This is a genomic window from Bradyrhizobium sp. ma5 (assembly GCF_042258955.1).
GTDB lineage: Bacteria > Pseudomonadota > Alphaproteobacteria > Rhizobiales > Xanthobacteraceae > Bradyrhizobium.
Genome location: NZ_CP170156.1, coordinates 8,843,288 through 8,869,177 on the forward strand (window position 1 = coordinate 8,843,288; position 25,890 = coordinate 8,869,177).

At 65.4% G+C, this 25,890-nt stretch carries 21 protein-coding genes; 14 read left to right on the top strand and 7 right to left on the bottom strand.

What is annotated here, in order from left to right; genetic code table 11:
• Positions 1–93 precede the first annotated feature (93 nt).
• Entirely contained in the window at positions 94–750 is a 657-nt protein-coding gene (gene msrA, locus ACE103_RS41810) for a peptide-methionine (S)-S-oxide reductase MsrA (RefSeq protein ID WP_092120552.1), read from the bottom strand.
• A gap of 140 nt (positions 751–890) precedes the next feature.
• Positions 891–1,208 (bottom strand): hypothetical protein, encoded by a 318-nt coding sequence (locus ACE103_RS41815; protein ID WP_223971711.1) that lies wholly within the window; start codon positions 1,206–1,208, stop codon positions 891–893.
• Positions 1,209–1,580: 372 nt separating this feature from the next.
• Here ACE103_RS41815 and rpsT point away from each other — a divergent pair, with 372 nt between their 5' ends.
• The 8 genes from rpsT (at position 1,581) to ACE103_RS41855 (ending at position 13,485) form a co-directional block, all read left to right on the top strand.
• Positions 1,581–1,847, top strand: coding sequence for a 30S ribosomal protein S20 (gene rpsT / locus ACE103_RS41820; RefSeq protein ID WP_029079417.1), 267 nt, complete (start codon positions 1,581–1,583; stop codon positions 1,845–1,847).
• A gap of 1,248 nt (positions 1,848–3,095) precedes the next feature.
• A complete protein-coding gene (dnaA, locus tag ACE103_RS41825) occupies positions 3,096–4,526 on the top strand; it encodes a chromosomal replication initiator protein DnaA (protein ID WP_223971709.1) in 1,431 nt (476 codons plus the stop codon).
• Positions 4,527–4,806: 280 nt separating this feature from the next.
• Positions 4,807–5,925, top strand: coding sequence for a DNA polymerase III subunit beta (dnaN, locus tag ACE103_RS41830; protein WP_223971707.1), 1,119 nt, complete (start codon positions 4,807–4,809; stop codon positions 5,923–5,925).
• A gap of 75 nt (positions 5,926–6,000) precedes the next feature.
• A complete protein-coding gene (recF, locus tag ACE103_RS41835; RefSeq protein ID WP_375777690.1) occupies positions 6,001–7,137 on the top strand; it encodes a DNA replication/repair protein RecF in 1,137 nt (378 codons plus the stop codon).
• 229 nt (positions 7,138–7,366) lie between these two features.
• Entirely contained in the window at positions 7,367–9,802 is a 2,436-nt protein-coding gene (gyrB, locus tag ACE103_RS41840; RefSeq protein ID WP_375777691.1) for a DNA topoisomerase (ATP-hydrolyzing) subunit B, read from the top strand.
• A gap of 229 nt (positions 9,803–10,031) precedes the next feature.
• The gene (gene murA / locus ACE103_RS41845; protein ID WP_223971699.1) at positions 10,032–11,324 is read left to right on the top strand and encodes a UDP-N-acetylglucosamine 1-carboxyvinyltransferase; all 1,293 of its coding nucleotides are present in this window, start codon (positions 10,032–10,034) and stop codon (positions 11,322–11,324) included.
• A gap of 57 nt (positions 11,325–11,381) precedes the next feature.
• The gene (locus ACE103_RS41850) at positions 11,382–12,779 is read left to right on the top strand and encodes an MATE family efflux transporter (protein ID WP_375777692.1); all 1,398 of its coding nucleotides are present in this window, start codon (positions 11,382–11,384) and stop codon (positions 12,777–12,779) included.
• 49 nt (positions 12,780–12,828) lie between these two features.
• The gene (locus ACE103_RS41855) at positions 12,829–13,485 is read left to right on the top strand and encodes a 2-hydroxychromene-2-carboxylate isomerase (RefSeq protein WP_375777693.1); all 657 of its coding nucleotides are present in this window, start codon (positions 12,829–12,831) and stop codon (positions 13,483–13,485) included.
• Positions 13,486–13,492: 7 nt separating this feature from the next.
• Here ACE103_RS41855 and ACE103_RS41860 read toward each other — a convergent pair whose 3' ends face one another.
• Positions 13,493–14,632: an aromatic acid exporter family protein gene (locus ACE103_RS41860; RefSeq protein WP_375777694.1), complete on the bottom strand. Its 1,140-nt coding sequence runs from the start codon at positions 14,630–14,632 to the stop codon at positions 13,493–13,495.
• A gap of 147 nt (positions 14,633–14,779) precedes the next feature.
• Here ACE103_RS41860 and ACE103_RS41865 point away from each other — a divergent pair, with 147 nt between their 5' ends.
• On the top strand, positions 14,780–16,150 hold the full coding sequence (locus ACE103_RS41865) for an MmgE/PrpD family protein (protein WP_375777695.1): 1,371 nt from the start codon (positions 14,780–14,782) through the stop codon (positions 16,148–16,150).
• A gap of 359 nt (positions 16,151–16,509) precedes the next feature.
• Here the strand turns inward: ACE103_RS41865 and ACE103_RS41870 are convergent, their stop codons facing one another.
• The 4 genes from ACE103_RS41870 to ACE103_RS41885 all read right to left on the bottom strand — a co-directional run bounded on the left by ACE103_RS41870 (position 16,510) and on the right by ACE103_RS41885 (position 20,372).
• Positions 16,510–16,800: a DUF1330 domain-containing protein gene (locus tag ACE103_RS41870; RefSeq protein ID WP_375777696.1), complete on the bottom strand. Its 291-nt coding sequence runs from the start codon at positions 16,798–16,800 to the stop codon at positions 16,510–16,512.
• A 125-nt stretch (positions 16,801–16,925) separates the two neighbouring features.
• Positions 16,926–18,353 carry a serine hydrolase domain-containing protein gene (locus ACE103_RS41875; protein WP_375777697.1) on the bottom strand — a complete coding sequence of 476 codons (1,428 nt, stop codon included), beginning with the start codon at positions 18,351–18,353 and terminating at the stop codon, positions 16,926–16,928.
• A 321-nt stretch (positions 18,354–18,674) separates the two neighbouring features.
• Positions 18,675–19,733, bottom strand: coding sequence for a helix-turn-helix domain-containing protein (locus tag ACE103_RS41880; RefSeq protein WP_375777698.1), 1,059 nt, complete (start codon positions 19,731–19,733; stop codon positions 18,675–18,677).
• A gap of 63 nt (positions 19,734–19,796) precedes the next feature.
• Positions 19,797–20,372 (bottom strand): GNAT family N-acetyltransferase, encoded by a 576-nt coding sequence (locus ACE103_RS41885; RefSeq protein ID WP_375777699.1) that lies wholly within the window; start codon positions 20,370–20,372, stop codon positions 19,797–19,799.
• Positions 20,373–20,610: 238 nt separating this feature from the next.
• Between ACE103_RS41885 and ACE103_RS41890 the strand changes: the two genes are divergently transcribed.
• The 5 genes from ACE103_RS41890 to ACE103_RS41910 all read left to right on the top strand — a co-directional run bounded on the left by ACE103_RS41890 (position 20,611) and on the right by ACE103_RS41910 (position 25,813).
• Complete coding sequence (locus tag ACE103_RS41890) at positions 20,611–21,528, top strand: pirin family protein (protein WP_375777700.1); 918 nt, start codon at positions 20,611–20,613, stop codon at positions 21,526–21,528.
• Positions 21,529–21,624: 96 nt separating this feature from the next.
• Complete coding sequence (locus ACE103_RS41895) at positions 21,625–22,539, top strand: phosphoribosylaminoimidazolesuccinocarboxamide synthase (protein ID WP_375777701.1); 915 nt, start codon at positions 21,625–21,627, stop codon at positions 22,537–22,539.
• Between the two features lie 262 nt (positions 22,540–22,801).
• Positions 22,802–23,842 (top strand): zinc-binding dehydrogenase, encoded by a 1,041-nt coding sequence (locus tag ACE103_RS41900; RefSeq protein ID WP_375777702.1) that lies wholly within the window; start codon positions 22,802–22,804, stop codon positions 23,840–23,842.
• Between the two features lie 46 nt (positions 23,843–23,888).
• Entirely contained in the window at positions 23,889–24,695 is an 807-nt protein-coding gene (locus ACE103_RS41905; protein ID WP_375777703.1) for a crotonase/enoyl-CoA hydratase family protein, read from the top strand.
• Positions 24,696–24,766: 71 nt separating this feature from the next.
• The gene (locus tag ACE103_RS41910; protein WP_375777704.1) at positions 24,767–25,813 is read left to right on the top strand and encodes an alpha/beta fold hydrolase; all 1,047 of its coding nucleotides are present in this window, start codon (positions 24,767–24,769) and stop codon (positions 25,811–25,813) included.
• The last annotated feature ends 77 nt before the right edge of the window (positions 25,814–25,890 follow it).

The window sequence follows — 25,890 nt, forward strand, 5'->3', positions numbered from 1 at the left end:
CTTGCACCACTTATGGTTAATAAAGGGTTTTCGAGGACCGAGCGGGGAGCCGGAAAGCCCGCCTCCCCCTCGATTTGGCGCACGACACGGCGATTAGGCGGTGACGCCGACGCCGATCGGGCAGGACACGCCGGTGCCGCCAAGCCCGCAATAGCCCGCCGGATTCTTGGCGAGGTATTGCTGATGGTAGTCCTCGGCGAAGTAGAACTCGCCGGCCGGCGCCACTTCCGTCGTGATCGCGCCGAGGCCCTTGGCGGCAAGCGCCTTCTGATACATCGCCTGCGAAGCATCGGCGGCTTTGTGCTGCGCATCGCTGAACGTGTAGATCGCAGAACGATACTGCGTGCCGATGTCGTTGCCCTGGCGCATGCCCTGCGTCGGGTTGTGGTTCTCCCAGAACGTCTTCAGGAGTTTCTCGTAAGAGATCTTCTTCGGGTCGAACACGACGAGCACGACCTCGGTGTGGCCGGTGCGTCCCGAGCACACCTCTTCATAGGTCGGGTTCGGCGTGTGGCCGCCTGCATAGCCGACCGCCGTGGTGTAGATCCCGTCACCGAGTTCCCAGAACTTCCGTTCCGCGCCCCAGAAGCAGCCGAGCCCGAACACGGCCTGCTCGAGGCCTTGCGGATAGGGCGGCGTCAATTTGCTGCCATTGACGAAATGGGTGGTCGCGGTCGGGATCGGCGTCGCGCGGCCAGGCAGCGCCTCGGCGGCGCTTGGCAACGCGGTGGTCTTGCGCATGAACAACATGGATACCTCCGGGCGGAACATCGGCCGACGCGGGCTGGGCCTGCGGGCCAGCTGTCACCTATATATGTCCTTACGCGGATGATGGCAGCCCCGTTACCGACGGCTGCGGCCAAGAGAAGCTCAAGCGGGCTGCAGCCGGCTCAGTCGCGCGCGTAGCCGATCAGCGGCTTGCGCGGCCGGAACAGGATCATCAGCAGGATGCCAGCAATGCCGAGCACCGCGAAAACCGGCTGCTCCAGAAGCACGCGGATCACGTCGTTCCACAGCCAGGGCGCGAAACGATCCACCCAGGCATGGAACGCCTGCTGGCTCGACTGGTGGATATCGTTCCAGAACTGGCCGAATTGGGTGAACCGCAGGCTCTGGTCGGCGACGTAGCGGGCCCCGTCATAGACCATGAAGATGAAACTGCCGGCCAGCAGCAAAAGGCCGATCAGGCGGAAAAAGCCGCGGATCATGCGTCACCCTAACTCCCAGTCGCGCCCCACGCGTCGACAGGCCTTACCGGGCGCTCCCCGGAGATTCAACCTCTTCAGCGGCTTATCCGGCCCTTGCGAGGCCGATTTCCGGTCCTTTTTCGGTCCCGAAAGCGTTGACGGTTAAGGCCGCGCCATCTATAAGACCGGCCGATGGCGGCGGGTGCAATCCTGCCGCCGCTGTTCTTTGGACAGTGCCGCATGCCGGGGCAGCATTTTGCGCTCTTCGTATGGCCGCCTCAAGGACACCCAAGACAACACCTTGGACAAATACATCAGAGTTGAGATTTGAACCGGCCGGTGCGCGCCAGCCCGACCACCGAGCGATCACCGCCGAAGGACAGTTAGAGAACCATGGCCAACACCACCTCCGCCAAGAAGGCGACCCGCAAGATTGCTCGCCGCACCATCGTCAACAAGTCGCGTCGCACGCAGATGCGTGGCGCGGTGCGCACCGTCGAGGAAGCGATCAAGAGCGGCGACCGCGAGGCGGCACTCAAGGCGATGAGCAAGGCCGAGCCCGAACTGATGAAGGCAGCGCAGCGCAACATCATTCACAAGAACCTCGCGAGCCGGAAGGTGTCGCGCCTTACGCAGAGCATCGCCAAGCTCGCCAAGTAAGCTCAACACGTAAGCTCAGCGAGTAGAGCTCGCCGCGCGAGCTGACTGAGGAACACGTTTGTCACGAAGCCCGGCTCGCGCCGGGCTTTTTGTTTTGGTCTCACATTTTGTCGTGGAAGTTTCATAGCGCGAGAAGAGTCGGCGTTGCCGCGCGACGAACCGCGTGTCATGTTTCGTCGCGTCCGTAGTTCTACCGGCCCAATATGCTTAACGCGCCGCACTCGTGCAGATTGTTCTGCGCTAAGCGCGATAAATGGAATAAGGCGCGGCATCGCGCGTCGGAAATTGCGGCGCGGGTTACCCTGCAAAAGTAATCGAGAAAACTCACGCTTCGCGAGTTACTTATGCACATAGCGCTGGACAGCGATTGGAAAAATGACCGGCGCGAGACCAAATGTAAATTTTCTATGAAAAATTTTTGGTATTGCACCGTCGTTTGTGACGCGCGTGAATCTGCGCGCTGATTCAAAACCTTGCTTTCGCAACTCAGCGTCGGCACCGCCGCAACAGTCGCGAAGAGTCTCGATCCCCGTCGAATCCACGGATTGTCAGAAAATACGCTTGGTGTATTTATTTCTTGTTCGCGACGCCCACGGCTCTCCAGATCAGCGCGGTTTGAGACCCAAGGGCGGACGCACAAATCGGCGGCGGTGTGTGCGTTAGCGACGCTTTCCAAGCGAAGCTAGATTGACGGCTCATAGCGATATGGGGACGGTCGACCTGTGTCAAAATATCTCCGGCGGTGTCCCCGGCAATTTGGGGGATCGAACAAGAGAGACCAGGGCGTCAGTCGGAATCTGGCAGCGGGAACGCGGCGCAAGCGAACAGGTTGACGACGACACGCGGCGGCGAAGCGCCGGGCATTTCGGTGTTCGGTAGCAGCAGTTCGATTTTGAAGACACCAGCAAGCTGACAACTTGCCGCGATACGTCGCGGTGGGAGGGGGAGGACTTATGCCTTACGGTATCATCACTACAGTCGAACCAACGACAGCCCAAGTGCAGACTTCCTGTGGTGCCGTAATCAACCCCTCGGACGCTGGCTCTTACCCGCAGAGACCGTCGAGTACGCGCTGACCTCGCGGGACGCATCTTCTCCAAACAGCTGACCTGTCGCGTGGCGCATGGCCGCCACACGGGAGAGCTTTGTCCAGAGCAGACCGCGCCCGCTAGAGGTCGCGTCGTTGCAGGCCCCCTGCACGGCGCTTTCGCAATCATCATCTCTCAGATTTGGAAAAGTACGAAAGCAATGACGAACACGGAACAGGATCGCTGGTCGCGGGTGAAGGGACGTTTGCGGACGAGTGTTGGCGAGGACGTTTACACGAGTTGGTTCGCGCGGATGGATCTGGAGAGCGTGCACGACGAGAGCGTGCACCTGTCGGTTCCGACCCGGTTCCTCAAGAGCTGGATCCAGGCGCATTACGCCGAACGCGTGCTCACCTGCTGGCAGGCCGAGATGCCCGAAGTGCATCGCATCGACCTCACCGTGCGTTCGGCGATCCGCGCGGTGGCTCCAGTGAAGGAAGCGGCTGCGCCGGTCGAAGTGCGCCGTGTCGAGCGCCATGACGGCCGCCCCGCGCCTGAACTGCGCTCGTTCGCGACCGCGCCGGTGTCCGCCAGCCATGACGCGCTCGGCGGCTCGCCGCTCGATCCGCGCCTGACCTTTGCAAGCTTCGTCGTCGGCCGCTCCAACACGCTGGCCCATGCGGCTGCGCGCCAGGTCGCGGAAGGTCGCCGCGGCGATCCCGTGATGTTCAACCCGCTCTACATCCATGCCGGCGTCGGCCTCGGCAAGACGCACCTGCTGCAGGCCGTGACCTGGGCCGGCAATTCCGGCGGCGAGCGCAAGGTGCTGTATCTCACCGCCGAGAAGTTCATGTACGGCTTCGTCGCGGCGCTGAAGACGCAGACGGCGCTGGCGTTCAAGGAGGCGCTGCGCGGCATCGACGTGCTGGTGATCGACGATCTGCAGTTCCTGCAGGGCAAGTCGACGCAGGCCGAGTTCTGCCACACGCTGAACGCGCTGATCGACGCCGGCCGTCAGGTCGTGATCGCGGCCGACCGTCCGCCGTCCGACCTCGAAAGCCTCGACGACCGCGTGCGCTCGCGGCTCGCCGGTGGCCTGGTGGTCGAGATGGGTTCGCTCGGCGAGGAACTGCGGCTCGGCATCCTGAAGTCGCGCGTCGCCGCGGCCCGCGCTCACCATGCGACCTTCGATGTGCCGGAGGAAGTGCTCGACTATCTGGCGCGCACCATCACCCATAACGGCCGCGACCTCGAAGGCGCGATCAACCGCCTGCTGGCGCACTCCAAGCTCAACAACCAGCCGGTGACGCTGGAGATGGCCGAGCGCGAGGTGCGCGACCTGATCCGCCCGCAGGAGCCGAAGCGGATCAAGATCGAGGACATCCAGCGCGTCGTCGCCCGGCAGTACAATGTCAGCCGCTCCGACCTCCTGTCGTCGCGTCGCACCGCCAACGTGGTGCGTCCGCGCCAGGTTGCGATGTATCTGGCCAAGACGCTGACCCTGCGCTCGCTGCCGGAGATCGGCCGGCGCTTCGGCGGCCGCGACCACACCACAGTGTTGCACGCGGTGCGCAAGATTGAGGCACTGGTCGCCAAGGACACGACGCTGTCGGAGGAAGTCGAATCGCTGAAGCGTCAGCTGCAGGAATAGGACTGCAGGTATAAGACCGCCTCATCTGGCCGGCTCGTTCCATAGCCCTCCCCTTTATCAAGAGGGGAGGGCTAAACTTTTTTCCGGCCCAAAACGTGGGGAACGGGGCCGGTTTCGCGCCCGTATCCCTTGCACCGGCCGCCCATCCGCGCCACCTTGCGGTCCCCCCGTGGGTTTGATCAAATCCGGTATTGATCCGGCTTATCGGGTTTCCAATGCCGCGGTGCTGCCCTGAACGGCCGCCCGGCTTTTCCATCTGAGGGATCTGGCGGGTATTGCAATGAAGGTCACCGTCGAGCGCGCGCAACTCCTGAAATCGCTGGGTCACGTTCACCGCGTGGTCGAGCGCCGCAACACCATCCCGATCCTCGGCAACGTGCTGATCCGCGCCGAGGGCGCCAAATTGTCGCTGAAGGCGACCGACCTCGATCTCGAGGTGACGGAGACGCTGCCGGCCGAGACCGGAACCGCCGGCTCGACCACGGTGCCGGCGCACATGTTCTATGACATCGTCCGCAAGCTGCCCGACGGCTCGCAGATCGTGCTGGAGGCCGACGGCGACCGCTCGGTGCTCGCGGTGCGCGCCGGCCGCTCGCGCTTCACGTTACAGACGCTGCCCGAAAGCGATTTCCCGGGCCTTGCCGCCGGCGATATGACGCATTCGTTCTCGCTGCCGGCCTCCGACATCAAGCGGCTGATCGACCGCACCCAGTTTGCGATCTCGACCGAAGAGACCCGCTATTACCTCAACGGCATCTATCTGCACGCCGCCGGCAACGCCAAGGCGGCGACCCTGCGCGGGGTTGCGACCGACGGCCATCGTCTGGCGCAGATCGACCTCGCGCTGCCCAAGGGCGCGACCGGCATGCCCGGCGTGATCGTCCCGCGCAAGACCGTCGGCGAGGTGCAGCGGCTGATCGAGGGTGACGACGCAGAGATCTCGATCGAACTGTCGGACGGCAAGATCCGCTTCACGCTCGGCAATGTGGTGCTGACCTCGAAGCTGATCGACGGCACCTTCCCGGACTATGGCCGCGTCATTCCGCAGAACAACGACAAGGAACTGGTGGTCGACAAGAAGGATTTCGAGGCCGCCGTCGACCGCGTCTCGACCATTTCCAGCGAACGCGGCCGCGCGGTGAAGCTGGCTCTGTCCGCCGGCAAGCTGGTGCTCTCGGTCACCAACCCGGATTCCGGCAGCGCCACCGAAGAGATCGAGGTCGAGTACGCCTCCGATGCACTCGATATCGGTTTCAACTCGCGCTATCTGCTCGACATCGCCGCCCAGATCGAGGGCGAGGTCGCGGTGCTGAAGCTCGCCGATCCCGGCTCGCCGACCCTGGTGCAGGACCGCGACAGCAAAGGCGCGCTCTACGTGCTGATGCCAATGCGGGTGTGACGCACTTCTCTTGGCGCGCATTGGCACTAGATTGCGTCGTGGCTGGGCACGACTGCCCGGCAATGACGAGCTGAGATGACCCCGTCCCGCATTCATCGCCTGTCGCTGACGCATTTCCGCAATTACCGGGCGGCGACGCTGCAGGTCGCGGGCGACATGGTGGTGCTGGTCGGGCCGAACGGCGCCGGCAAGACCAATTGCATGGAGGCGGTCTCGTTCCTGTCGCCGGGCCGCGGGCTGCGCCGCGCGACCCTGGAGGACATCGCCGACAACCAAGGCGACGGCTCCTGGGCGGTCTCGGCCGAAGTCGAGGGCGCGCTCGGCCTCGCCACACTCGGCACCGGCATCGATCCGCCGACCGGCGAGGCGAGCAACAGCCGGCGCTGCCGCATCGATCGCGAACCGGTGGGCTCCGCGACCGCGTTCGGCGACCATCTGCGCATGGTGTGGCTGACGCCGGCGATGGACGGCCTGTTCATGGGCGCAGCGTCCGAACGGCGGCGCTTCTTCGACCGCCTGGTGCTGGCGATCGATTCCGAGCATTCCAGCCGGGTCTCGGCGCTGGAGCGCTCGCTGCGCTCGCGCAACCGGCTGCTCGAGGTGCGCAACTACGACGACCATTGGTGTGATGCGATCGAGCGCGAGACCGCCGAGCTTGCGGTCGCGGTCGCCGCATCGCGCGGCCAGACCGCCGCCAAGCTCGCCGCGATGCTGCGCGAGCGCGGCGCGGCGTCGGCCTTCCCGTCCGCCGAGATCATGCTCGACGGCTGGATGGAGAGCGCGCTGCTGCATGAGCCCGCGACCGCGGTGGAGGACCGCTACCGCGAGATCCTGCGCGCCAGCCGGCCGCGCGACGCCGCCGCCGGGCGCACGCTCGACGGCCCTCATCTGACCGATCTGCAGGTGATCTACGCGCCGAAGAGCATGCCGGCGCGCGACGCCTCGACCGGCGAGCAGAAGGCGCTCTTGATCGGGCTGGTGCTGGCGCATGCCACGATGGTCGCGGAGATGACCGGCATCGTGCCGCTGCTGCTGCTCGACGAGGTTGTCGCCCATCTCGACCCCAATAGGCGCAGGGCGCTGTTCGAGGAGCTCGCCAAGCTCGGCGCACAGGTCTGGATGACCGGCGCCGACCCTGCTGCCTTCGTCGATATCGGCCCGACGGGAGAGATTTTCGACGTCGAATCCGGCCGCGCCACACGGCGCGGCTAAGCACGCGGAATCGTCTCCGAAAGGGCCTCGAATCCGCCTTCGAATCGGGCTTTTCAGAGCCTCCGGAATCGGCCTTTGAGCGCCTTGAAACAGGCCGAAAAAATCCTATTTATTCAATAGTTTGTAGACGGAGACTTTGCGCTAGGCGCAACTGCTCTTTCATGGCACAAATAGCGGAATCAGCGCCTCATTTTGTGCAGCTGATTCGGGACATCCTCGAAGGCCTCACATGACTGAACCTGCCCGGCAGACCCCTGCCGAATCTGAGCATCCCGTTCCGGCCGAATATGGTGCGGAATCGATCCGGGTGCTGAAGGGCCTTGACGCTGTCCGCAAGCGGCCCGGCATGTATATCGGCGACACCGATGACGGGTCCGGCCTGCATCACATGGTCTACGAGGTCGTCGACAACGCGATCGACGAGGCGCTGGCGGGCCATGCGAGCCGCGTCCTGGTCACCCTCAATGCCGACAATTCCGTCACCGTCTACGACGACGGCCGCGGCATTCCGGTCGACATCCACAAGGGCGAAGGCGTCTCCGCGGCCGAGGTCATCATGACCCAGCTGCACGCCGGCGGAAAGTTCGACCAGAACTCCTACAAGGTCTCCGGAGGTCTGCACGGCGTCGGCGTCTCCGTGGTCAACGCGCTGTCGAGCAAGCTGGGCTTGCGGATTTGGCGCGACGACAAGGAGCACTACATCGAATTCGCGCACGGCGATGCCGTGGCGCCGCTCAAGGTGGTCGGCGATGCCCCGGGCAAACGCGGCACCGAGGTCACCTTCCTCGCCTCGCCCGAGACCTTCAAGAACATCGAATATGATTTCGCGACGCTCGAGCATCGGCTGCGCGAGCTCGCCTTCCTCAATTCCGGCGTCCACATCGTGCTGTCCGACATGCGCCATGCGGTCGAGAAGCGCGAGGAGATGTACTATTCCGGCGGCGTCGAGGAATTCGTCAAATATCTCGACCGCAACAAGAAGGCGATCGTGCCGGCGCCGATCATGGTGCGCGCGGAAGCCAACGGCATCGGCGTCGAAGCCGCGCTGTGGTGGAACGACAGCTACCACGAGAACGTGCTGTGCTTCACCAACAACATCCCGCAGCGCGACGGCGGCACCCATCTGGCCGGCTTCCGCGGCGCGCTGACGCGCCAGGTCAACGGCTATGCCGAGGCCAATGCGAAGAAGGAAAAGATCGCGCTGACCGGTGACGATTGCCGCGAAGGCCTCACCGCGGTGCTGTCGGTGAAGGTGCCCGATCCGAAGTTCTCGTCGCAGACCAAGGACAAGCTGGTGTCCTCGGAGGTTCGACCGGTGGTCGAGAACGTCCTCAACGAGGCGCTGGCAGCCTGGTTCGAAGAGAATCCGAAGGAAGCCAAGGAAATCGTCGGCAAGGTGATCCAGGCGGCCGCAGCCCGCGAGGCTGCGCGCAAGGCGCGCGAGCTGACCCGCAAGAACCCGCTCAGCGTCTCCTCGCTGCCCGGCAAGCTCGCCGACTGCCAGGAGAAGGATCCGGCGAAGTCCGAACTGTTCATCGTCGAGGGTGACTCGGCAGGCGGCAGCGCCAAGCAGGGCCGCAACCGCGAATTCCAGGCGGTGCTGCCGCTGCGCGGCAAGATCCTCAATGTCGAGCGCGTGCGCCCCGACAAGATGCTGTCGTCGGAGCAGATCGGCACGCTGATCACCGCGCTCGGCACCGGCATCAGCGACGATTTCTCGGTCGAAAAGCTGCGCTATCACAAGATCATCGTGATGACCGACGCCGACGTCGACGGCGCCCATATCCGCACGCTGCTGCTGACCTTCTTCTATCGCCAGATGCGCTCGATCATCGACGGCGGCTTTCTCTATATCGCCCAGCCGCCGCTCTATAAGGTCTCGCGCGGCAAGTCCGAGCAATATCTGAAGGACGAGCGCGCGCTCGAGGATTATCTGATCTCGACCGGGCTCGACGAATGTGTCTTCAAGCCGGCCTCCGGCGAAGACCGCTCGGGCCGTGACTTGCTGTCGCTGGTCGAAGACGCCCGGACGATCCGCTCCGTGCTGCGCAACCTGCACAGCCGCTATAACCGCGCGGTGATCGAGCAGGCCGCGATCGCGGGCGTGCTGACCCCGAAAATCACCAGCGATATCGCGACTGCCAACTCCGCGGCCGATTACATCGCCAAGCGGCTGGACGCGGTTGCCGACGAAGTCGAGCGCGGCTGGATCGGCACGTTCACGGAAGGCCAGGGCTTCCAGTTCGAGCGCACCGTGCGCGGCGTCAAGGAAGTGGCTGTGATCGACGACGCGTTTCTCGGCTCGGCCGATGCACGCAAGCTCGACGAGTATGCGACCAGGCTGCAGGAGATCTACGTGCGGGCCGGCAAGCTCCGGCGCAAGGATGCCGAGCAGACCATTCACGGCCCGATCGACCTGTTCGAGGCGGTGACGGATGCCGCCCGCAAGGGTGTCTCGCTGCAGCGCTACAAAGGTCTCGGCGAGATGAATCCGGAGCAACTGTGGGAGACCACGCTGGATACCGAGGCGCGCTCGCTGCTCCAGGTGAAGATCAAGGAGGTCGACGAGGCCGACGACATCTTCACCAAGCTGATGGGCGACGTGGTCGAGCCGCGCCGCGACTTCATCCAGGAAAATTCGCTCAGCGCCACCATCGACATCTGACGACCTGCTCCCGGCGGCCATGCGGCTTCCGACGCGATGGCTCGGCGAGAGTGACGTGTCCGTGACAAGGCGATCGGCACCGTCGCGCGGCTACCTTTCGTGTGGAAGCTGCGCCGGGAGTTGTGTTACGGTGCCGGACAGCCATTGATTCCGTTGCGGAATTTCGCATGGCCAAGTTCAAATCCAAGTCTGCATCCAAGTCTGGATGATGCGTTAGGGGACATTCCGCGTGCCGCCGATCCAATACATCGTCGAAGGCGGCCGCCGCCTTTCGGGCACCATCGAGCCGTCGGGCAACAAGAACTCCGCGCTGCCGATCATTGCAGCTGCCCTGCTCACCGAGCATCCGGTCACGCTGACCAACGTGCCGCGCATTCGCGACACCGAAACGCTGGTCGAGCTGTGTCGTTCGGTCGGCGCCAGCGCCGAATGGACCGAGCGCAACACGCTGCAGATCCATGCCAAGGAGATCCGCGCCGCCGATCTCGATCCGGCGCTGTGCGCGCGCATCCGCGCCTCGATCCTGCTGGCGGGTCCGCTGCTCGCCCGCTGCGGCGAGGTCGCGTTGCCGCCGCCCGGCGGCGACGTGATCGGCCGCCGCCGGCTCGACACGCATTTTCTGGCCTTCGAGCAACTCGGCGCCACGGTCACCGCGACGCACCGTCTAGAATTCCGCGCTGCGCGCCTGAAGGGCGCTGATGTGTTCCTCGACGAGCCCAGCGTCACCGCGACGGAGAACGCGCTGGTCGCCGCCGTCGCCGCCCGCGGCACCACCTATCTGCGCAACGCGGCCTCCGAGCCGCATGTGCAGGACCTCGCCAATTTCCTGGTCGCGCTTGGCGCGAAGATCGAAGGCATCGGCACCAACACCATCGTCGTGCACGGCCAGGCGACGCTCGGCGGCACGACCTACGCGATCCAGCCCGACCATATCGAGGTCGGATCGCTGATCGGCCTTGCCGCGGTGACCCGCTCGCCGCTGCGCATCGCGCGCGCCGGCGTCGAGCATTTGCGCTCGATCCGGATGGGCTTTGAGCGGCTCGGCATCGTCTGCGGCGTCGAGGGCGACGACCTCGTCGTGCCGTCGAACCAGACCATGAAGATCCAGGATGATTTCGGCGGCCATGTGCCGAAGCTCGAGGACCAGCCCTGGCCGGCCTTCCCGGCCGACCTGATGTCGATCGCGATCGTCACCGCCACGCAGTGCGATGGCGTCATCCTGATGCACGAGAAGATGTTCGAGTCGCGGATGTTCTTCGTCGACAATTTGATCGCGATGGGCGGCCGCATCGTGCTCTGCGACCCGCATCGCGCGATCGTGGCCGGACCGAGCCGGCTGCGCGGCGCGCCGATGAACTCGCCCGACATCCGCGCCGGCATGGCGATGCTGCTCGCCGCGGTGTGCGCCAACGGCACCTCCACCATCAACAATGCCGACCAGATCGAGCGCGGCTATGAGCGGATCGACGAGCGGCTCAACGCGCTCGGCGCCAAGATCAAGCGGATACCTGCGCGATCGTAGCTCCCTGCGGCAGCTTGGCCATCCTTCCGGCCGGTTTGCCGTGCTAAGCGTGCCGTCATGACCTGCATCGACAAGATCGACCCGGCCGCGGTGCGCGCGGCCGTCGTCCCACCTCGCAAGCTGCTCACGGCTGAGCTCGCCGAAACGCTGAAGCTCGCCGTGCCGCTTGCGCTGACGCAGCTAGGGCAGATCGCGATGATGACGACCGATCTCGCCTTCATCGGCCGGCTCGGCAGCGAGAATGTCGCCGCGGCGGCGCTGGCGCACACCGTGTATTTCGTCAGCTTCACCATCGGCATGGGCATGATGTCCGCGGTCTCGCCATTGGCCGCGCAGGCGTTCGGCGCCCGCAACCCGCGCGTGATGCGGCGGGCACTCCGCGTCGGCCTATGGGCGGGATTCTTCATGGTGCTGCCGCTGATGGCGCTGCCGTTCCACGGCGAGCGCATCCTGCTCGCGCTCGGCCAGACCCAGGCCACCGCGCATCTGGCGCAGCAATATCTGTTCGGGCTCGCCTGGGGCATCCTGCCGGCGCTGTGGTTCATCGCGATGCGCGGCTTCATGAGCGCGGTGAACCGGCCGGAGCCGGTGCTGTGGATCACGCTCGCGGCGATCCCGGCCAATGCGCTGATGGTCTATCTTCTGCTCTACGGCAAATGGGGCATGCCCGAACTCGGCATGTTCGGCGCCGGACTTGCGACCACGATCGTCAATCTCGCCACCTTCCTCGCCGGCGTGTGGTTTGCGGCGCGGCGCCGCCCGTTCCGCAAGTATCACGTGTTCAGCCGCGTCTGGCGCATCGACTGGCCGCTGATGGGCAAGCTTGTCGCCGTCGGCGCGCCGATCTCGATCGCCTTCCTGCTGGAGTACGGTCTGTTCGGCGCGGCCGGCCTGCTGATGGGGCTGATCAGCACCACGGCGCTGGCGGCGCACCAGATCGCGCTGCAGATCGCGGCGATTCTGTTCATGGTGCCGTTCGGCGTCAGCATGGCCGCCACCGTGCGGGTCGGTCAGGCGGTCGGCCGCCGCGACACCGAGGCGGTGCAGCGCGCCGGCTTCGTCGCGGTCGCGCTCGCCGGCGTCTTCATGAGCGTCATGACGCTCGCGGTGATCCTGGCGCGCTTCGAGATCGCGGCCCTGTTCCTTGGCGAGGCCTCCGACGCCACCGCGCAGCTCACCGCGATGCTGCTCTTGATCGGCGCGACCTTCTTCATCGCCGATGGCGTGCAGACCACCACCGCCGGCGCGCTGCGCGGCATGAACGACACCCAGGTGCCGCTGCTGTTCGCCGTCATCAGCTACTGGCTGATCGGCTTCGCGTCGGCCTCTGCGCTGGCCTTCTGGGCCGGGCTCAACGCCCCCGGTGTCTGGATCGGGCTGTCGCTCGGCACCGCGGTCTATGCGACCCTCCTGATCTTGCGTTTCCGCCTGCTGGCCCGCAGACTGGTCGGATGAAGGTTGCCGCATGAAGGTCGATGAGATCACACCGAGCGGAGGCTAGCGCATGACCTTGTCGGTCGACCTGTTCTTCTCGTTCCGCAGTCCGTACAGCTATCTGGCGCTGCCGAAGACGTTGCAGATGGTCGCCGACTACGATGTTGCGGTGAATTTGCGGCCGGTCTATCCGCTCGCGGTGCGCGTGCCCGGCTTCTTCAAGAAGACCAATCCGCAATTCGCCCGCTATGTCGTGCTCGATTCCAGCCGCGTCGCCAAGCATGAGAACATCCCGTTCCGCTTTCCGCGACCGGACCCGATCGTGCAGGACATGACGACGCTCGACGTCGCCGCGCATCAACCCTACATCCACCGCCTGACCCGGCTCGGCGCTGCCGCCCAGCTTGAGAGTCGGTCGCTCGCCTTCACAGCGGCGATCAGCCGCGTGCTGTGGGACGGCTCGGTGAAGGGCTGGCACGAGGGCGATCATCTGGCGCGAGCGGCCGATGCCGCCGGCTTCGATCTCGCCGCGATGGACACGGCGATCGCCGCCGATCCCGATCGCTATGAATCAGTCATCAAGGGCAACGAGGATGCGCACGCCGCCTCCGGCCATTGGGGCGTGCCGACCTTCGTGTTCGAGAACGAGCCGTTCTTCGGTCAGGACCGTATCGACCTCCTGATCTGGCGCATGGAGAGCAAGGGCCTGACGCGCCGCACGGCATAGCCGAAGGTCATGCCGCGCTCTTCTCCGATGTTTCGGTAACGATCTTTTCGGCAGCATCTTCGTTGGTGCACCAATTGCCGTGGCAGCGCTTGAGGTCGTTCAGATTCTGCCGCATCTGGTCGAGCGAAAATCCAAGCGCGAAGAACCGCTCCATGGCATCGACCGGAAGGCCCCGGGTCAGGCCCTGGCTACGAACAGCGGCAACCTCCTCGCTATAGGCATGCAGCGCGGCATCGACAGGTGCCATGTCGGCCGGACCGCTGCCGGCGCGCAGGGCGGTCGCGACCGCCACCATGTAAGTCACGATGGCATTGCTGACGTCGGCCAACGGCCGCGCCAGCCTGGCCTGGATATCGGCCGGCAGCGGCACGACGCAGGCGCGCCCGATCATCACGACGTCGTGCCGCAGCCGCTGGACCGTCCGCAGCAGCGGACCGGTGTCCGGCCCGGATGACAGATGCATGGTGCGTTCACGCTCGGCCTCGAGGCCGGTCGCGTGCAAATTGGTCACCGCGGTGCCGATGCCATCCTGGATCCGGTGCAGTGCATCGTTGTCGAGCCCGCGGGTCAGGCCGGCGAGCAATTCGGCGAATGCCGCCGAGAGCAGTTCCAGCAGCTTCGACGCATTGACCCTGATCTGGCTGACCGCGCGCGACGGCAGCACCAGGAACGAGATCACAAGGCCGGTGAGCGCGCCGACCGTGACCTCGAGCACGCGGTCGATCGCGGAGTCCAGCGGATTGGAGTGATGCATCGTCGGCAGCAGCAGCACGATCACCGCCGTCACCGTCGCCGAGTTCAGGCTGGGATTGAGCGCGGCGATGAACGCCAGCGGCACGATCGCCAGCACCAGCAGCGCCAGCAGGCTGCCCTCGCCGGAATGCGGGATCAGCACCGCGATCGCGCCGCCATAGATGGCGCCGCCGATGGTGCCGAGCATGTAGTCGCGGGTTGCCTTCAGCGAACGGCCGACGCTCATCTGCGTGACGATCAGCGAGGTCAGCACCGCCCACAGCGGCAGCATGAGGTTGAGCGCCAATGCGATGGTATAGGCCGCCACGCCGGCGGAGGCGATCCGGACCGCCAGCGCCAGCTGCGTCTTGCGGGTCCAAAGCTTGGCAAACATGCGTTTTGCGAAGGTCCTCATGCACCCTGATCCGCAATCAATGGAAAGGCCCGTGTTACATGACTCGAAGCTAACCGATCTGGAGCATGGCTGCTGCCCGCGGCGGCAAGGTGGCTTGAAAGGCCAAACCTGCCCGCCTACCCTGCGCCGCAAAATTGAGGAAACACGATGGCCCACGAAACCGCAACGCTCGCCGCTTATGTCGCCGACCTGAAATACTCCGATATCCCGCCGGAGGTGCTGGCGCGCGCCAAGGTTTTGACGCTGGATTTCCTGGGCAGCACCATCCGCGCCCGCCGCGATGCGGAATCGACCCCCTCCCTGATGAAGATGCTGGAGGCGCTGGCGCTGGACGGCAAGGGCGAGGCCACGGTGTTCGGCGACACCAAGACCTGGACGCCGGCGGTGGCGGCGCTGCTCAACGGCGCGCTCGGCCATTCGCTCGACTTCGACGACACCCACGCCGATTCCTCGCTGCATCCGAGCGCGCCCGTGGTGCCCGCCGCCTTCGCGATCGGCGAGATGGTCGGCGCCTCCGGCCGCGACGTGCTGACCGCGATCGTCGCCGGCTATGAAGTGTGCTGCCGGCTCGGCAACGCGCTCGACCCGACTTCGCATTATGCCAAGGGTTTCCACCCGACCGCGACGGCCGGCACCTATGGCGCCGCCGCGGCGGCGGCCAAGCTGTTCGGGCTGTCGAAGGAGCAGATTATCTCCGCGTTCGGCGTCTCCGGCAGCCAGGCCGCCGGCTCGCTGCAATTCCTGGTCAATGGCGCTTGGAACAAGCGCTACCAGGTCGGCGCCGCCGCGATGAACGGCGTGATCGCAGCGACCCTGGCGCGCAACGACTTCATCGGTTCGAGCGAATCGGTCGAAGGCAAGCACGGCCTGCTGGTCGGCTATACCGATGACGCGCATCCGGACAAGGCAGTAGCCGGACTCGGCAGCACCTACGAGACGCTGAAGATCGGCGTGAAGCCGTATCCGAGCTGCCGCTACACCCACGCCGCGATCGACGCGCTGATCGCGATGCGGCGCGAGCACAATCTGACGCCGGACCAGATCAGGAAGGTCGAGATTGGCCTGCACCGCAACGGCATCACGCTGACCGGCGACGCTGCCACCAAGCGCCATCCGACCTCGGTGGTCGGCGGCCAGTTCTCAATGTTCTTCACCGGTGCGATTGCGCTCGACCAGGGCCATTTCGGGTGGGACGATTACGACCGGCTCGGTGATGCGGCAATCGACGCGCTCGCCGACAAGTTCGATGTGGTGCAGGACGACCGCCTCGAGATCGGCCGCACCCATCCGTTCGGCGCCCGCGTCTCGATCACCACCGATGACGGCACCCATGAGCGCCTCTATGCCGATCCCTCCGGCGAACCGACCTCGTTCCCCGATGCGCAGGCGATGCAGCAGAAGTTTTTGACGCTGGCCCGCCCGGTGCTAGACAAGCGCGCCGACCAGCTTGCCGACGCGATCCTGACGCTGGAACGGTTTGACCGCGTGGCGAAGGCGACGCAGTTGGGGCGGCAGTAAGCGGATCCTTCGTTCCTGCGCAGGCTGCGCGCGCCACACCCACCGCTGTCGTCCCAGCGAAAGCAGGTACCCATAACCACCGCATTGACTCATGAACGGGATCGCGGCCCCAGCCTCGCGCAACGATCCACATCTGGGGTAATGGGTCTTGGCATTCGCCAGGACGACGATGGGGATGGGGCGCAATTCAAGACGTCAAACAGCGCGGTGACATCACGCGCGAAAGCGGGTGATCCAGTATTCCAGAGAAAGCAATGCTTGAGCCGAGAGGCCGCGGCGTACTGGATCGCCCGGTCGAGCCGGGCGATGACAAGTGAGGATGAGGGCACAGCTTCGCATGCCCCGGAATGACGGAACGCCTACTCCGCTCCATCGATGATCACGAAATCCCCGTCCGAATATCTCTGCCGGATCGCCTTGGCGGCCTGATAGTCGGGGCAGGTGTAGCATTCCATCGCGGTGGCGCGATCCTTGAACTCGATGACGAAGTTGCGCTGGCGTGTCGCGCCCTCCATCACCTCGTAGGGGCCGTTGCGCACGATGAAGTTGGCGCCGTATCTGGCGAATACCGGCATTGCGGCGGCGAGATATTCGGGATAGCGGGCTTCAACGTGCACCGTGACGTGCACGATCCAGTAGGCTTTCGGCATGATGGTCTCCGGCTGAGCGATCTTAGAGAACGTGGCGCACCTCCTGCGAGATACGCCACGACATCAGAAAATTCCGGAAACCGAGATTCAATTCACGATCGCGCGGGTGGTGTGTGACGTGCCGGTCAATTGCCGCCCGCGAGCCGCGCGCCGGTCGAGGTCGCCGCGACGGCATCGCGAACCAGATCGAACACACCGTCCGCGTCGGGCGGCATGTTCGGCGAGCGGCCAAGCCGCACGATGACGAGGTGCTGCGACGGCACGATGATCACATATTGCCCGATCGTGCCCTTGGCGAAGAAGGCGTCGCGCGGCCAGCCGTGCTTGACACGGAAGTTGGCGCCAAAGCTGTCGCCGAGATTGGTCCAGAAGCCGGCGCCGATGCCGACCCAGGCGTTCGGCGTCGGCGATGCGGAGTACTTGACCCAGCCTTCGGGCAGGATGCGCTTGTCGCCGGCCATGCCGTCATTGAGGTAGAGCTGGCCGAGACGCGCCCAGTCGCGCGCGCTCGCCATCATCGAGCCCGAGCCTTCCGGCGTGTCCGCAGCATCGAACTGCATCACGACATTGCGCATGCCGAGCGGATCGAACAATTCGCGGCGCGCAAATCGCATCACGTCGGCGGCGTGGCCGCCGGCTGCGTTGCGGATCAGATGCGAGAGGATGATGAAATTTCCGTCGTGATAATTCCACGCCGCGCCCGGGGCGGTCTCGAGCGGAATGCTCTCGGCGTACGCGGCCATGTCCGGCTCCATGAACTTCATCCGGTTGACCGGCTCGAGCACGGATGCCAGCGACGCCTGCAGCGAGCTGCCGAGCGCAAGGCCCGCGGTGTGGCGCAGCAGCTCGTCGACCGTGATCGCGTGGCGCTGATCCTTCGGATCCTGCCAGGCCGCGATCGGCACCGGCCGGTCGACCGTGAGCTTGCCGTCGCGCACCAGAATTCCGATCAGGGCCGAGATCACCGATTTGGTCGCGGAGAAGCCGAGCAATGGGGTGTCGATGCCGATGCCATCGGCGTAGCGCTCGGCGACGATGCGGCCGTCCTTCATGACGACGACCGCGCGGGTGCGCCGGAACGGCGGCTCGGCCGGCTCAACAAAGGCGCGATCGAGCGCGGCCGCAAGCTGCGGGCTCTGCGGCGCGACGAGCGCGGGACCGGCGATCTCGGGCAGCAGCGCGGCCTGCGGCTTCGCAGCCGGCAACCCAATTCCGGCCAGCGTCTCGCCATGGTCGAGCGTGCAGCCGAGCCCCTCGCGATAGACCGCGTGGCTGCGGCCGAGCCCGAACAGCGTCACGGTGACGTCGCGGCGATCGAGGTCGACCTCGGTATCCATCGCCCAGGTGATCAGGCCGGCCCCCGGCATTGCATCCGTGGTCTCGGCCAGGTTTCGCCTGGGGTCGAGCCCGCTGACGAAGGTCTCCGAGCAGACGATATTCGCAACAAAGCCGGTCGCGACCCTGGGCACATCGCGGGCGCGGGCGGCGGACAGCGCCAGCGCACCGAACGCGGTGGTTGCTATGAGAATGAAGGCGAGCTTTCGACGGGTCACGGGATCCTCCGGCATGGCGCATTGAGTGCGTGGCGCGGATCAGGCTGCAGCGGGTGGGGAAGCGCTCGCCGGATTTGGAATCGGGCTGGCCGAGGATTGCGCGAGGCTCGCCGATTCTGGAATTGTGAAGTGATTACAAGGCTCTGTAATCGCAACGCCCCTTCCCTTCTCCCCTTGTGGGAGAAGGTGGCGCGGATGAAATCCGCGCCGGATGAGGGGTCTGCATCCGCGGAGAGAGACCCCTCACCCGGCTTCGATGCTTCCGCATTGAAGCCACCCTCCCACAAGGGGGAGGGTGCAGCGGAGCCCGCGGCAACCTGATCACGCCGCGCTCGCCTTCAGCCGCCGGTACTCGGTCGGGGTCACGCCTGTGGTCGCCTTGAAGGCGCGGTTGAAGGGGCCGAGCGACTGGAAACCGGCGTCCATCGCGATGGTGATGACGGGGACTTCGGCCTGGGTTGGATCGGCGAGCGCGGCCTTGGCCTCCTCGATCCGGTGGTTGTTGAGGAAGACGTTGAAATTGCGGTAGCCGAGCCGCTGGTTGATCAGCCGCCGGAGACGATATTCGGGGATCTTCAACCGGGACGCCAAGGTGCCGATCGTAACGTTGTCGTGGCGATAGATGCGCTCGTCCGCCATCAGCCGCATCAGGGCATCGACCAGTCTCTGGTCCGCCGCCTCCTCGACCGCGGCGGGCTTCGTCAGCACGACGGCCTCCGCCGGCACCGTGAACAGGTCGGCGCCGTCGACGCGCATCATCGCCCAGGTGATTGCGGCCACGACGGCGGTGAGCACGGCCGCGTTCAGCAAATTGGCCCATTCCACGGTCACGCGGCTGCCGGCATAGGCGATCTGAAGCAGCGCGTTCATGCCGCCGTACAGCGCAGACGCGGCGACGATGAAGACGCGGACACGGCGGCGGCGCTCGACCAGATCTGCCGACCACGATCCGATGGTTTGCGCCACCGCAAGCACAATGAAGACGAGCGAGAGCGAATTGACCATGGTGATCGCGATCTGCGCGTGTCCGGCGGGTGCGATCCACATGCAACTGACGAAACTGTAGGCCACGACCGCGGCCCAGATCAGGCCGTGCCACCAGCGCAGCACAAACGCGTCATCGAACAGCGCGCGCGTGAACAGCCAGAACACCACGATAGCGCCGGTCGAGAGCGCGATCAGTGGCGCATGCCAGTCCGAGACCGGCGGCCCGGCACCAAACGACGCGGTCACCGCATGCGCGGCCGCGCCAAGCGCGAAGGCGATCGCGAGCCGCCCGGCCAGCACCTTGCGGAAATCTGCGAACATCGAGGCCGCAAGCACCAGCAGCAGCGTCACGGTGGCGGCGCGCAGGCACAGTTCGGTCGCGGCAAAGGTCATCGGTCGGTTTGCTTCGGGCTCGAAACGGCAACGGCTCGAACATCGGCCGTCACGCCGGCTTTTTCAAGAACCATCGCGCGGCCAGCGGCTGCGCTGCGTGACCCAGATATCGACGACATCGCCCTCGAGCTTGCCCGGGCCCTCGTTCACCGCACCGAGCCGCCGCGCCACGGCCTGCGAGGCGAAATTGGCGGGATCGATGCAATGGATGATGCGGTCGACGGTGAAGTTCGCGAACACAAAGTCGATCGCTGCGCGTGCGGCTTCCACCGCATAACCCTTGCCGCGACACTCCTTGGCGATGCCCCAGCCGACCTCGAAGCCCGGCCATTCCGGCGGACAATACGGCCCGACGCGGCCGATGTAACGGCTGGAGGATTTCTCCTCGACCGCGAACATGCCGAAGCCGTGCAGCGCCCAATGGCCGGAGATGACGGCGGCGTTGCGCCAGCCTTTCAGCTCCGAGGTGACCGGCTGATGATCCGGCGTGATAAAGCGCGCCGTCTCGGGATCGGACAGCATTTTCGTGTTGTCCGCGATGTCGGACGCGCGCCACGGCCGCAGGATGAGGCGCGCGGTCACGATCACGGGGCCATCGATCTGCAACAGCTTTGCGCCCGGCTTGATCAGAGAAACCATCACATGCTCCAGTTTCCAGGATTGTACTGCTGCCATCGAGAACAGGTGCAAGCCACAAATAAATTCGTCATCCCTGCGAAAGCAGGGACCCATAACCGCCGATATCATTTGGTGAGCAGGGCTGGGGCCGCAGCCTTCGTAACATCGGCATCGGTGGTTATGGGTCCCGGCTCGCGCTTCGCTTGGCCGGGACGACGATTGGAGTATGATCGCGACAGAAGAGAGAAGGAGACTTTCCATGAGTTGGCAGCCCTCGACCGATCCCGAACTCGGCGATCCCCAGACCTGCGACGCGCTGGATCTGATCATCGTGCCGCGCACCCGTGATCTCGGCGACGGTTTTGCCGTGCGCCGCGCGCTGCCGCATGGCAAGCGGCAGATGGTCGGGCCCTTCATCTTCTTCGACCATTTCGGCCCGGTGCAATATCTCGCCGGCAAGGGCATGGATGTGCGGCCGCATCCGCATATCGGGCTCGCGACCGTCACCTATCTGTTCGACGGCAGCATCATGCACCGCGACAGCGAGGGCAACATCCAGGAGATCCAGCCCGGTGCGATGAACCTGATGACCGCGGGCGCCGGCATCGCGCATTCCGAGCGCACCCCCGACGTGCAGCGCCGCGACGGCCAGAAGATGCTCGGGCTACAGAGCTGGATCGCACTGCCGGCAGGCAAAGAGGAGATCGCGCCGTCGTTCCAGCATTATGGCGCCGGCGACCTGCCGATGATCTCGGAGCGCGATTTCACCGCGCGCGTCATCGCCGGCTCGGCGTTCGGAATCAGCTCGCCGGTCAGCATGGTCTCGCCGTGGTTCTACACGGAAGTCACCGCGCAGTCCGGCACCTCGGTGCCGCTCGACCCTGATCACGAGGAGCGCGCGATCTATCTCGTCGACGGCGAGGTCGAGATCGCGGGCGACCGGCACGAGGGACCGCGACTGCTGATCTTCCGGCCTGGCGACCGCATCACCGTGAAGACGCTGCGGCCGACCCGCATGATGTTCCTCGGCGGCGACGCGCTGGAGGGGCCGCGCCACATCTGGTGGAATTTCGTCTCCTCCTCGAAGGAGCGGATCGAGCAGGCCAAACAGGACTGGAAAACCGGGCGTTTCGCGCAAGTTCCGCACGAACACGAGTTCATTCCGCTGCCGGAGTGAGCTATTTCCTGTGATAATCTTCGGCGCCCGCACGCCTCGTGCGGGCGCACGTCTTTGAACACCGCGTTGAGACACGAGCCCGGAAAGACCACGCCCATGACCGCGATGCTATCCAGCGATTTGCCTCTGCCCCGGATCGGCCGCGGCAAGGTGCGCGATATCTACGCCGTCGGCGACGATCGCGTGCTGCTGCTCACCACCGACCGCATCTCGGCATTCGACGTGGTGATGGCCGAAACCATTCCGATGAAGGGCGCGGTGCTGACCCAGATCAGCGCCTGGTGGTTCCGGCAGCTCGAAGGCACCGTGCCGCATCACATGATCAGCGCCGATGCCGACGAGATCATCCGCGCGGTGCCTGAGCTCAAGAACCATCGCGCCGACATTCTCGGCCGCGCGATGCTGTGCAAGCACACCACCGTGTTTCCGATCGAATGCGTGATCCGCGGCTACATCTCCGGCTCGGCCTGGAAGGAATACGCGGCTGAAGGCACCCTTGCCGGTGAGAAGCTGGCGGCGGGCCTGGTCGAGAGCCAGAAGCTCGAACCCGCGATCTTCAGCCCGGCGACCAAGGCCGAGGCCGGCCATGACGAGAACATCACGGTTAAGCGGGTGCGCGAGATCCTGGGCGACGACGTTGCCGCGACGCTCGAGAAGATGGCGCGCGACGTCTACGGCTATGGCGAACAGACCAGCCGCGCCCGCGGTATCATCATCGCCGACACCAAGTTCGAATTCGGCCGCGACAGAGACGGCCGCATCATCCTGATCGACGAGGTGATGACGCCGGATTCGTCGCGGTTCTGGGCGGTCGACGCCTACAAGCCCGGCCAGCCGCAGCCGAGCTTCGACAAGCAGCCGCTGCGCGACTATCTCGACGTCGAACGCCACGCCGGCCGCTGGAACGGCGACGCCCCACCCCCGCCGCTGCCCGCCAGCGTGGTGGATGCGACCAGCAAGCGGTACCTTGAGGCGTACCGCCGCGTGACGGGCAGCGAGCTGAAGGTCTAGCGTCATCGTCGGTGAGATCACTCTATCACCGTCACCCTGAGGAGGCCGCAACGCGGCCGTCTCGAAGGGTCGACGGCCACCAGCGGGGCCGTGCATCCTTCGAGACGCCGCTTCGCGGCTCCTCAGGATGACGGAGAGAGAACGCGCGGCGGCTGCAGCATCCCACCCAGACTAGGTGAATCCAATTCACCCCTGTTGAAGACATACCTTTTGTCGGCGCATCAGCTGCGCTGCACTCTCGACGCAAAGCGGAGGGTGCGCGATGCGGCAATTGACTTATGTCGGCGGCAACAAGGTTGAATGGTGGGACGTTCCGCCACCGAGGCTACAAGATGACCGCGACGCGCTGGTGCAGCCGCTCGCGGTGACGCGCTGCGATCTCGACCTTGCGATCGTGCATGGCCGATCAGGTCTCGCAGGTCCGTTTGCGCTCGGACATGAGACAGCGGGCCGCATCGTCGACATCGGCGGCGCGGTGAGGAATTTCGCGCCCGGCGATCTCGTCATCGTTCCGTTCCAGATCAGTTGCGGGGTCTGCGACCGCTGCCGGCGCGGCCACACCAGTGCCTGCACGGCGGTGCCGTTCCGCTCCTCCTACGGGTTGAAGCCGGTCTGCGGCGTGGAATATGGCGGCGGCCTGTCGGACCTGATCCGCGTGCCGTTTGCCGATCACATGCTGGTCCGCCAGCCGAACGGCCATGCCCTGTCGCAGACGGCGGGACTGGCCGACGGCGCGACCGACGGGTTCAGCGCGGTGGCGCGCTGGCTCGCGCAACAGCCCGGTGCCGACGTGCTCGTGATCGGCGGCTTCGCGCAGTCGCTCGCGCTGTTCGCAGTGCAGGCGGCGGTGGCGCGCGGTGCGGGACGTGTCGTCTATCTCGACGACCACGCGCCGCGCCTCGCCAAGGCGAAGTCGCTCGGCGCCGACATCATCGAAGCACCAAGCGGCCTGTCGATGGAGCCGCCCGGCCTGTTTTCGATTGTGATCGATGCAGCCGCGACCGACGCCAGCATCCTGCTGGCATTCCGCGCGACGGAACCCAACGGCATCTGCCAGCGCATGTATGGCGACTTTGCCGAGACCACGCCGGTGCCGCTGCGGCATATGTATGGAGTCGGCATCACGTTGAAGGTCAGCCGCGTCAACGTTCGCGCCGAACTGCCCGACTGCGTCGCGCATGTGACGGCAGGACATTTCCACCCCGAAGAGGTGATCACCCGCCGCGTTCGTTTCGAGGATGCGCACGAGGCGATTGGGGATCCGACCATCCGAGTCGCCTTCGTTCGTGATGGCGTTGCCTGACGGGCAACGTTACGCTGGCGCCAAGCAACAAGCCAGGGAGCGACCCATGTCCGATGCCGATACCGTGCTCGTCGAGCGCGATGGTCCGGTCACCATCATCTCCATCAACCGTCCGCACAACCGCAACGCCGTCGACGGCGCCACCGCACGCAAGCTGTATGATGCGTTCCTCGCCTTCGACGCCGACGCAAGCGCATCGGTTGCGGTGTTCACCGGGACCGGCGGATATTTCTGCGCCGGCGCCGACCTGAAGGCGGTGGCATCAGGCGATCCCGAGAAGAAGCGCGAGGTCGGCGGCCACAACACCATCGCGCCGATGGGACCGAGCCGGCTGCGGCTGTCGAAGCCGGTGATCGCTGCGATCGAGGGCTTTGCGGTCGCCGGCGGCATGGAGCTTGCGCTGTGGGCCGACATGCGCGTCGTCGCCGAGGACGCCACCTTCGGCGTATACTGCCGCCGCTTCGGCGTGCCGCTCATTGATCTCGGCACCATCCGCCTGCCGCGGCTGATCGGTCACTCGCAGGCGATCGATCTGATCCTCACCGGACGCCCGGTCGCAGGGCCCGAGGCGCTTCGCATGGGGCTCGCAAACCGCTTGGTGCCGAAAGGCGAGACGCGCGCGCACGCCATCGCGCTCGCCAAGGACATCGCGAAATTCCCGCAGAACTGCATGCGCGCCGACCGCCTGTCGGCGTTGCGGCAATGGGATCTGGAGGAAGAAGAAGCGATCAAGAACGAGATGCGCGGCGGGCTCGAGGTGATCGGGTCGGGCGAAACGCTGGCGGGTGCGACGCGCTTTGCTTCGGGCGTCGGCCGCCACGGCGCCTTCGGCAACGAGGGCGGGAACGGGTAGACGCGCAGCGCCTGCCTTTGCGTTCCCGGCGCCGGCGTGCTGAGCTGTCGCACCATTCCGAAAGAAGACCGATGCCTGCACAATCAATCGCAACCGAGCTGAAGACATTCACCACATCCGATTTCCGCCTGGAGAACGGCAGCGTGCTGGGCGAAGTCACCATCGCGTACGGCGCCGTCGGCACGCTGGCGCCCAACCGCGACAATGTCGTGCTGATCACCCACGGCAACACCAGCGGGCCGCAGATGATCGATCCGGGCGGATCGACCGGCGAAGGCAGCTGGAACGAGATCGTCGGCCCCGGCAAGGCGCTCGACACCAACCGCTACTTCGCGATCTGCCCGAACATGCTGGGCTCGTCCTACGGCTCGACCAATGCGGCGAGCATCGACCCGCGGACCGGCCGGCGTTACGGGCCGCGCTTCCCTGATATCACCGTCGGCGACATCGTCGCCACCCAACGGGCACTGCTCGATGAACTCGGCATCGACAAGCTCGTTGCCATCGTCGGTCCGTCCTATGGCGGCTTCCAGGCACTGCAATGGGCGGTGAACTATCCGGACGCGATGCGCGGCATCGCCGCTGTCGTCACCGCGCCGCTGGTGCCGCGCGAGCGCGCCGAGAGCAATGTCGCGCGGCTGATGGCAGCGCTGTCGCAGGACCCGAACTGGAACGGCGGCGACTATTACGATCACGGCGGCGTGCTCGAAAGCATGATCCAGATCCGCACCGCGACGCTGAAGACCTACGGCATCGAAACGCGGCTGCGTGACACGCTGACCGACCCCGCTGACATCGAGGCCGCGATCCGCGCCGAGGCGGCGGAATGGGCCAGGGGGTTTGACGCCAATTCGCTGTTGACGTTGGCCAGGGCGCTGCGCGGCTTCGACGTCACGGCGCAGTTCGGACGGATCAAGGCCAAGGTGCTCTATGTCCTGTCACGGACCGACAGACTGTTCCCGCCGGAGCTCGCGCCCCAGGTGATGCCGGCGCTGAAAGCCGCCGGCGTCGACGCCGATTATTTTCTGCTCGACCGCGACTACGGCCACTCCGCGTCGGGCCGCGACGCGCACAAATGGGCGCCGCGGCTGCGTGCGTTCATGGACGGCCTCGGCTAGAGCGTTTTCGAGCGAAGTGGACGCCGGTTCGCGTGAAGAAAACGCGTCAAAACAAGAATCTAGAGCTTCGGTTCTGA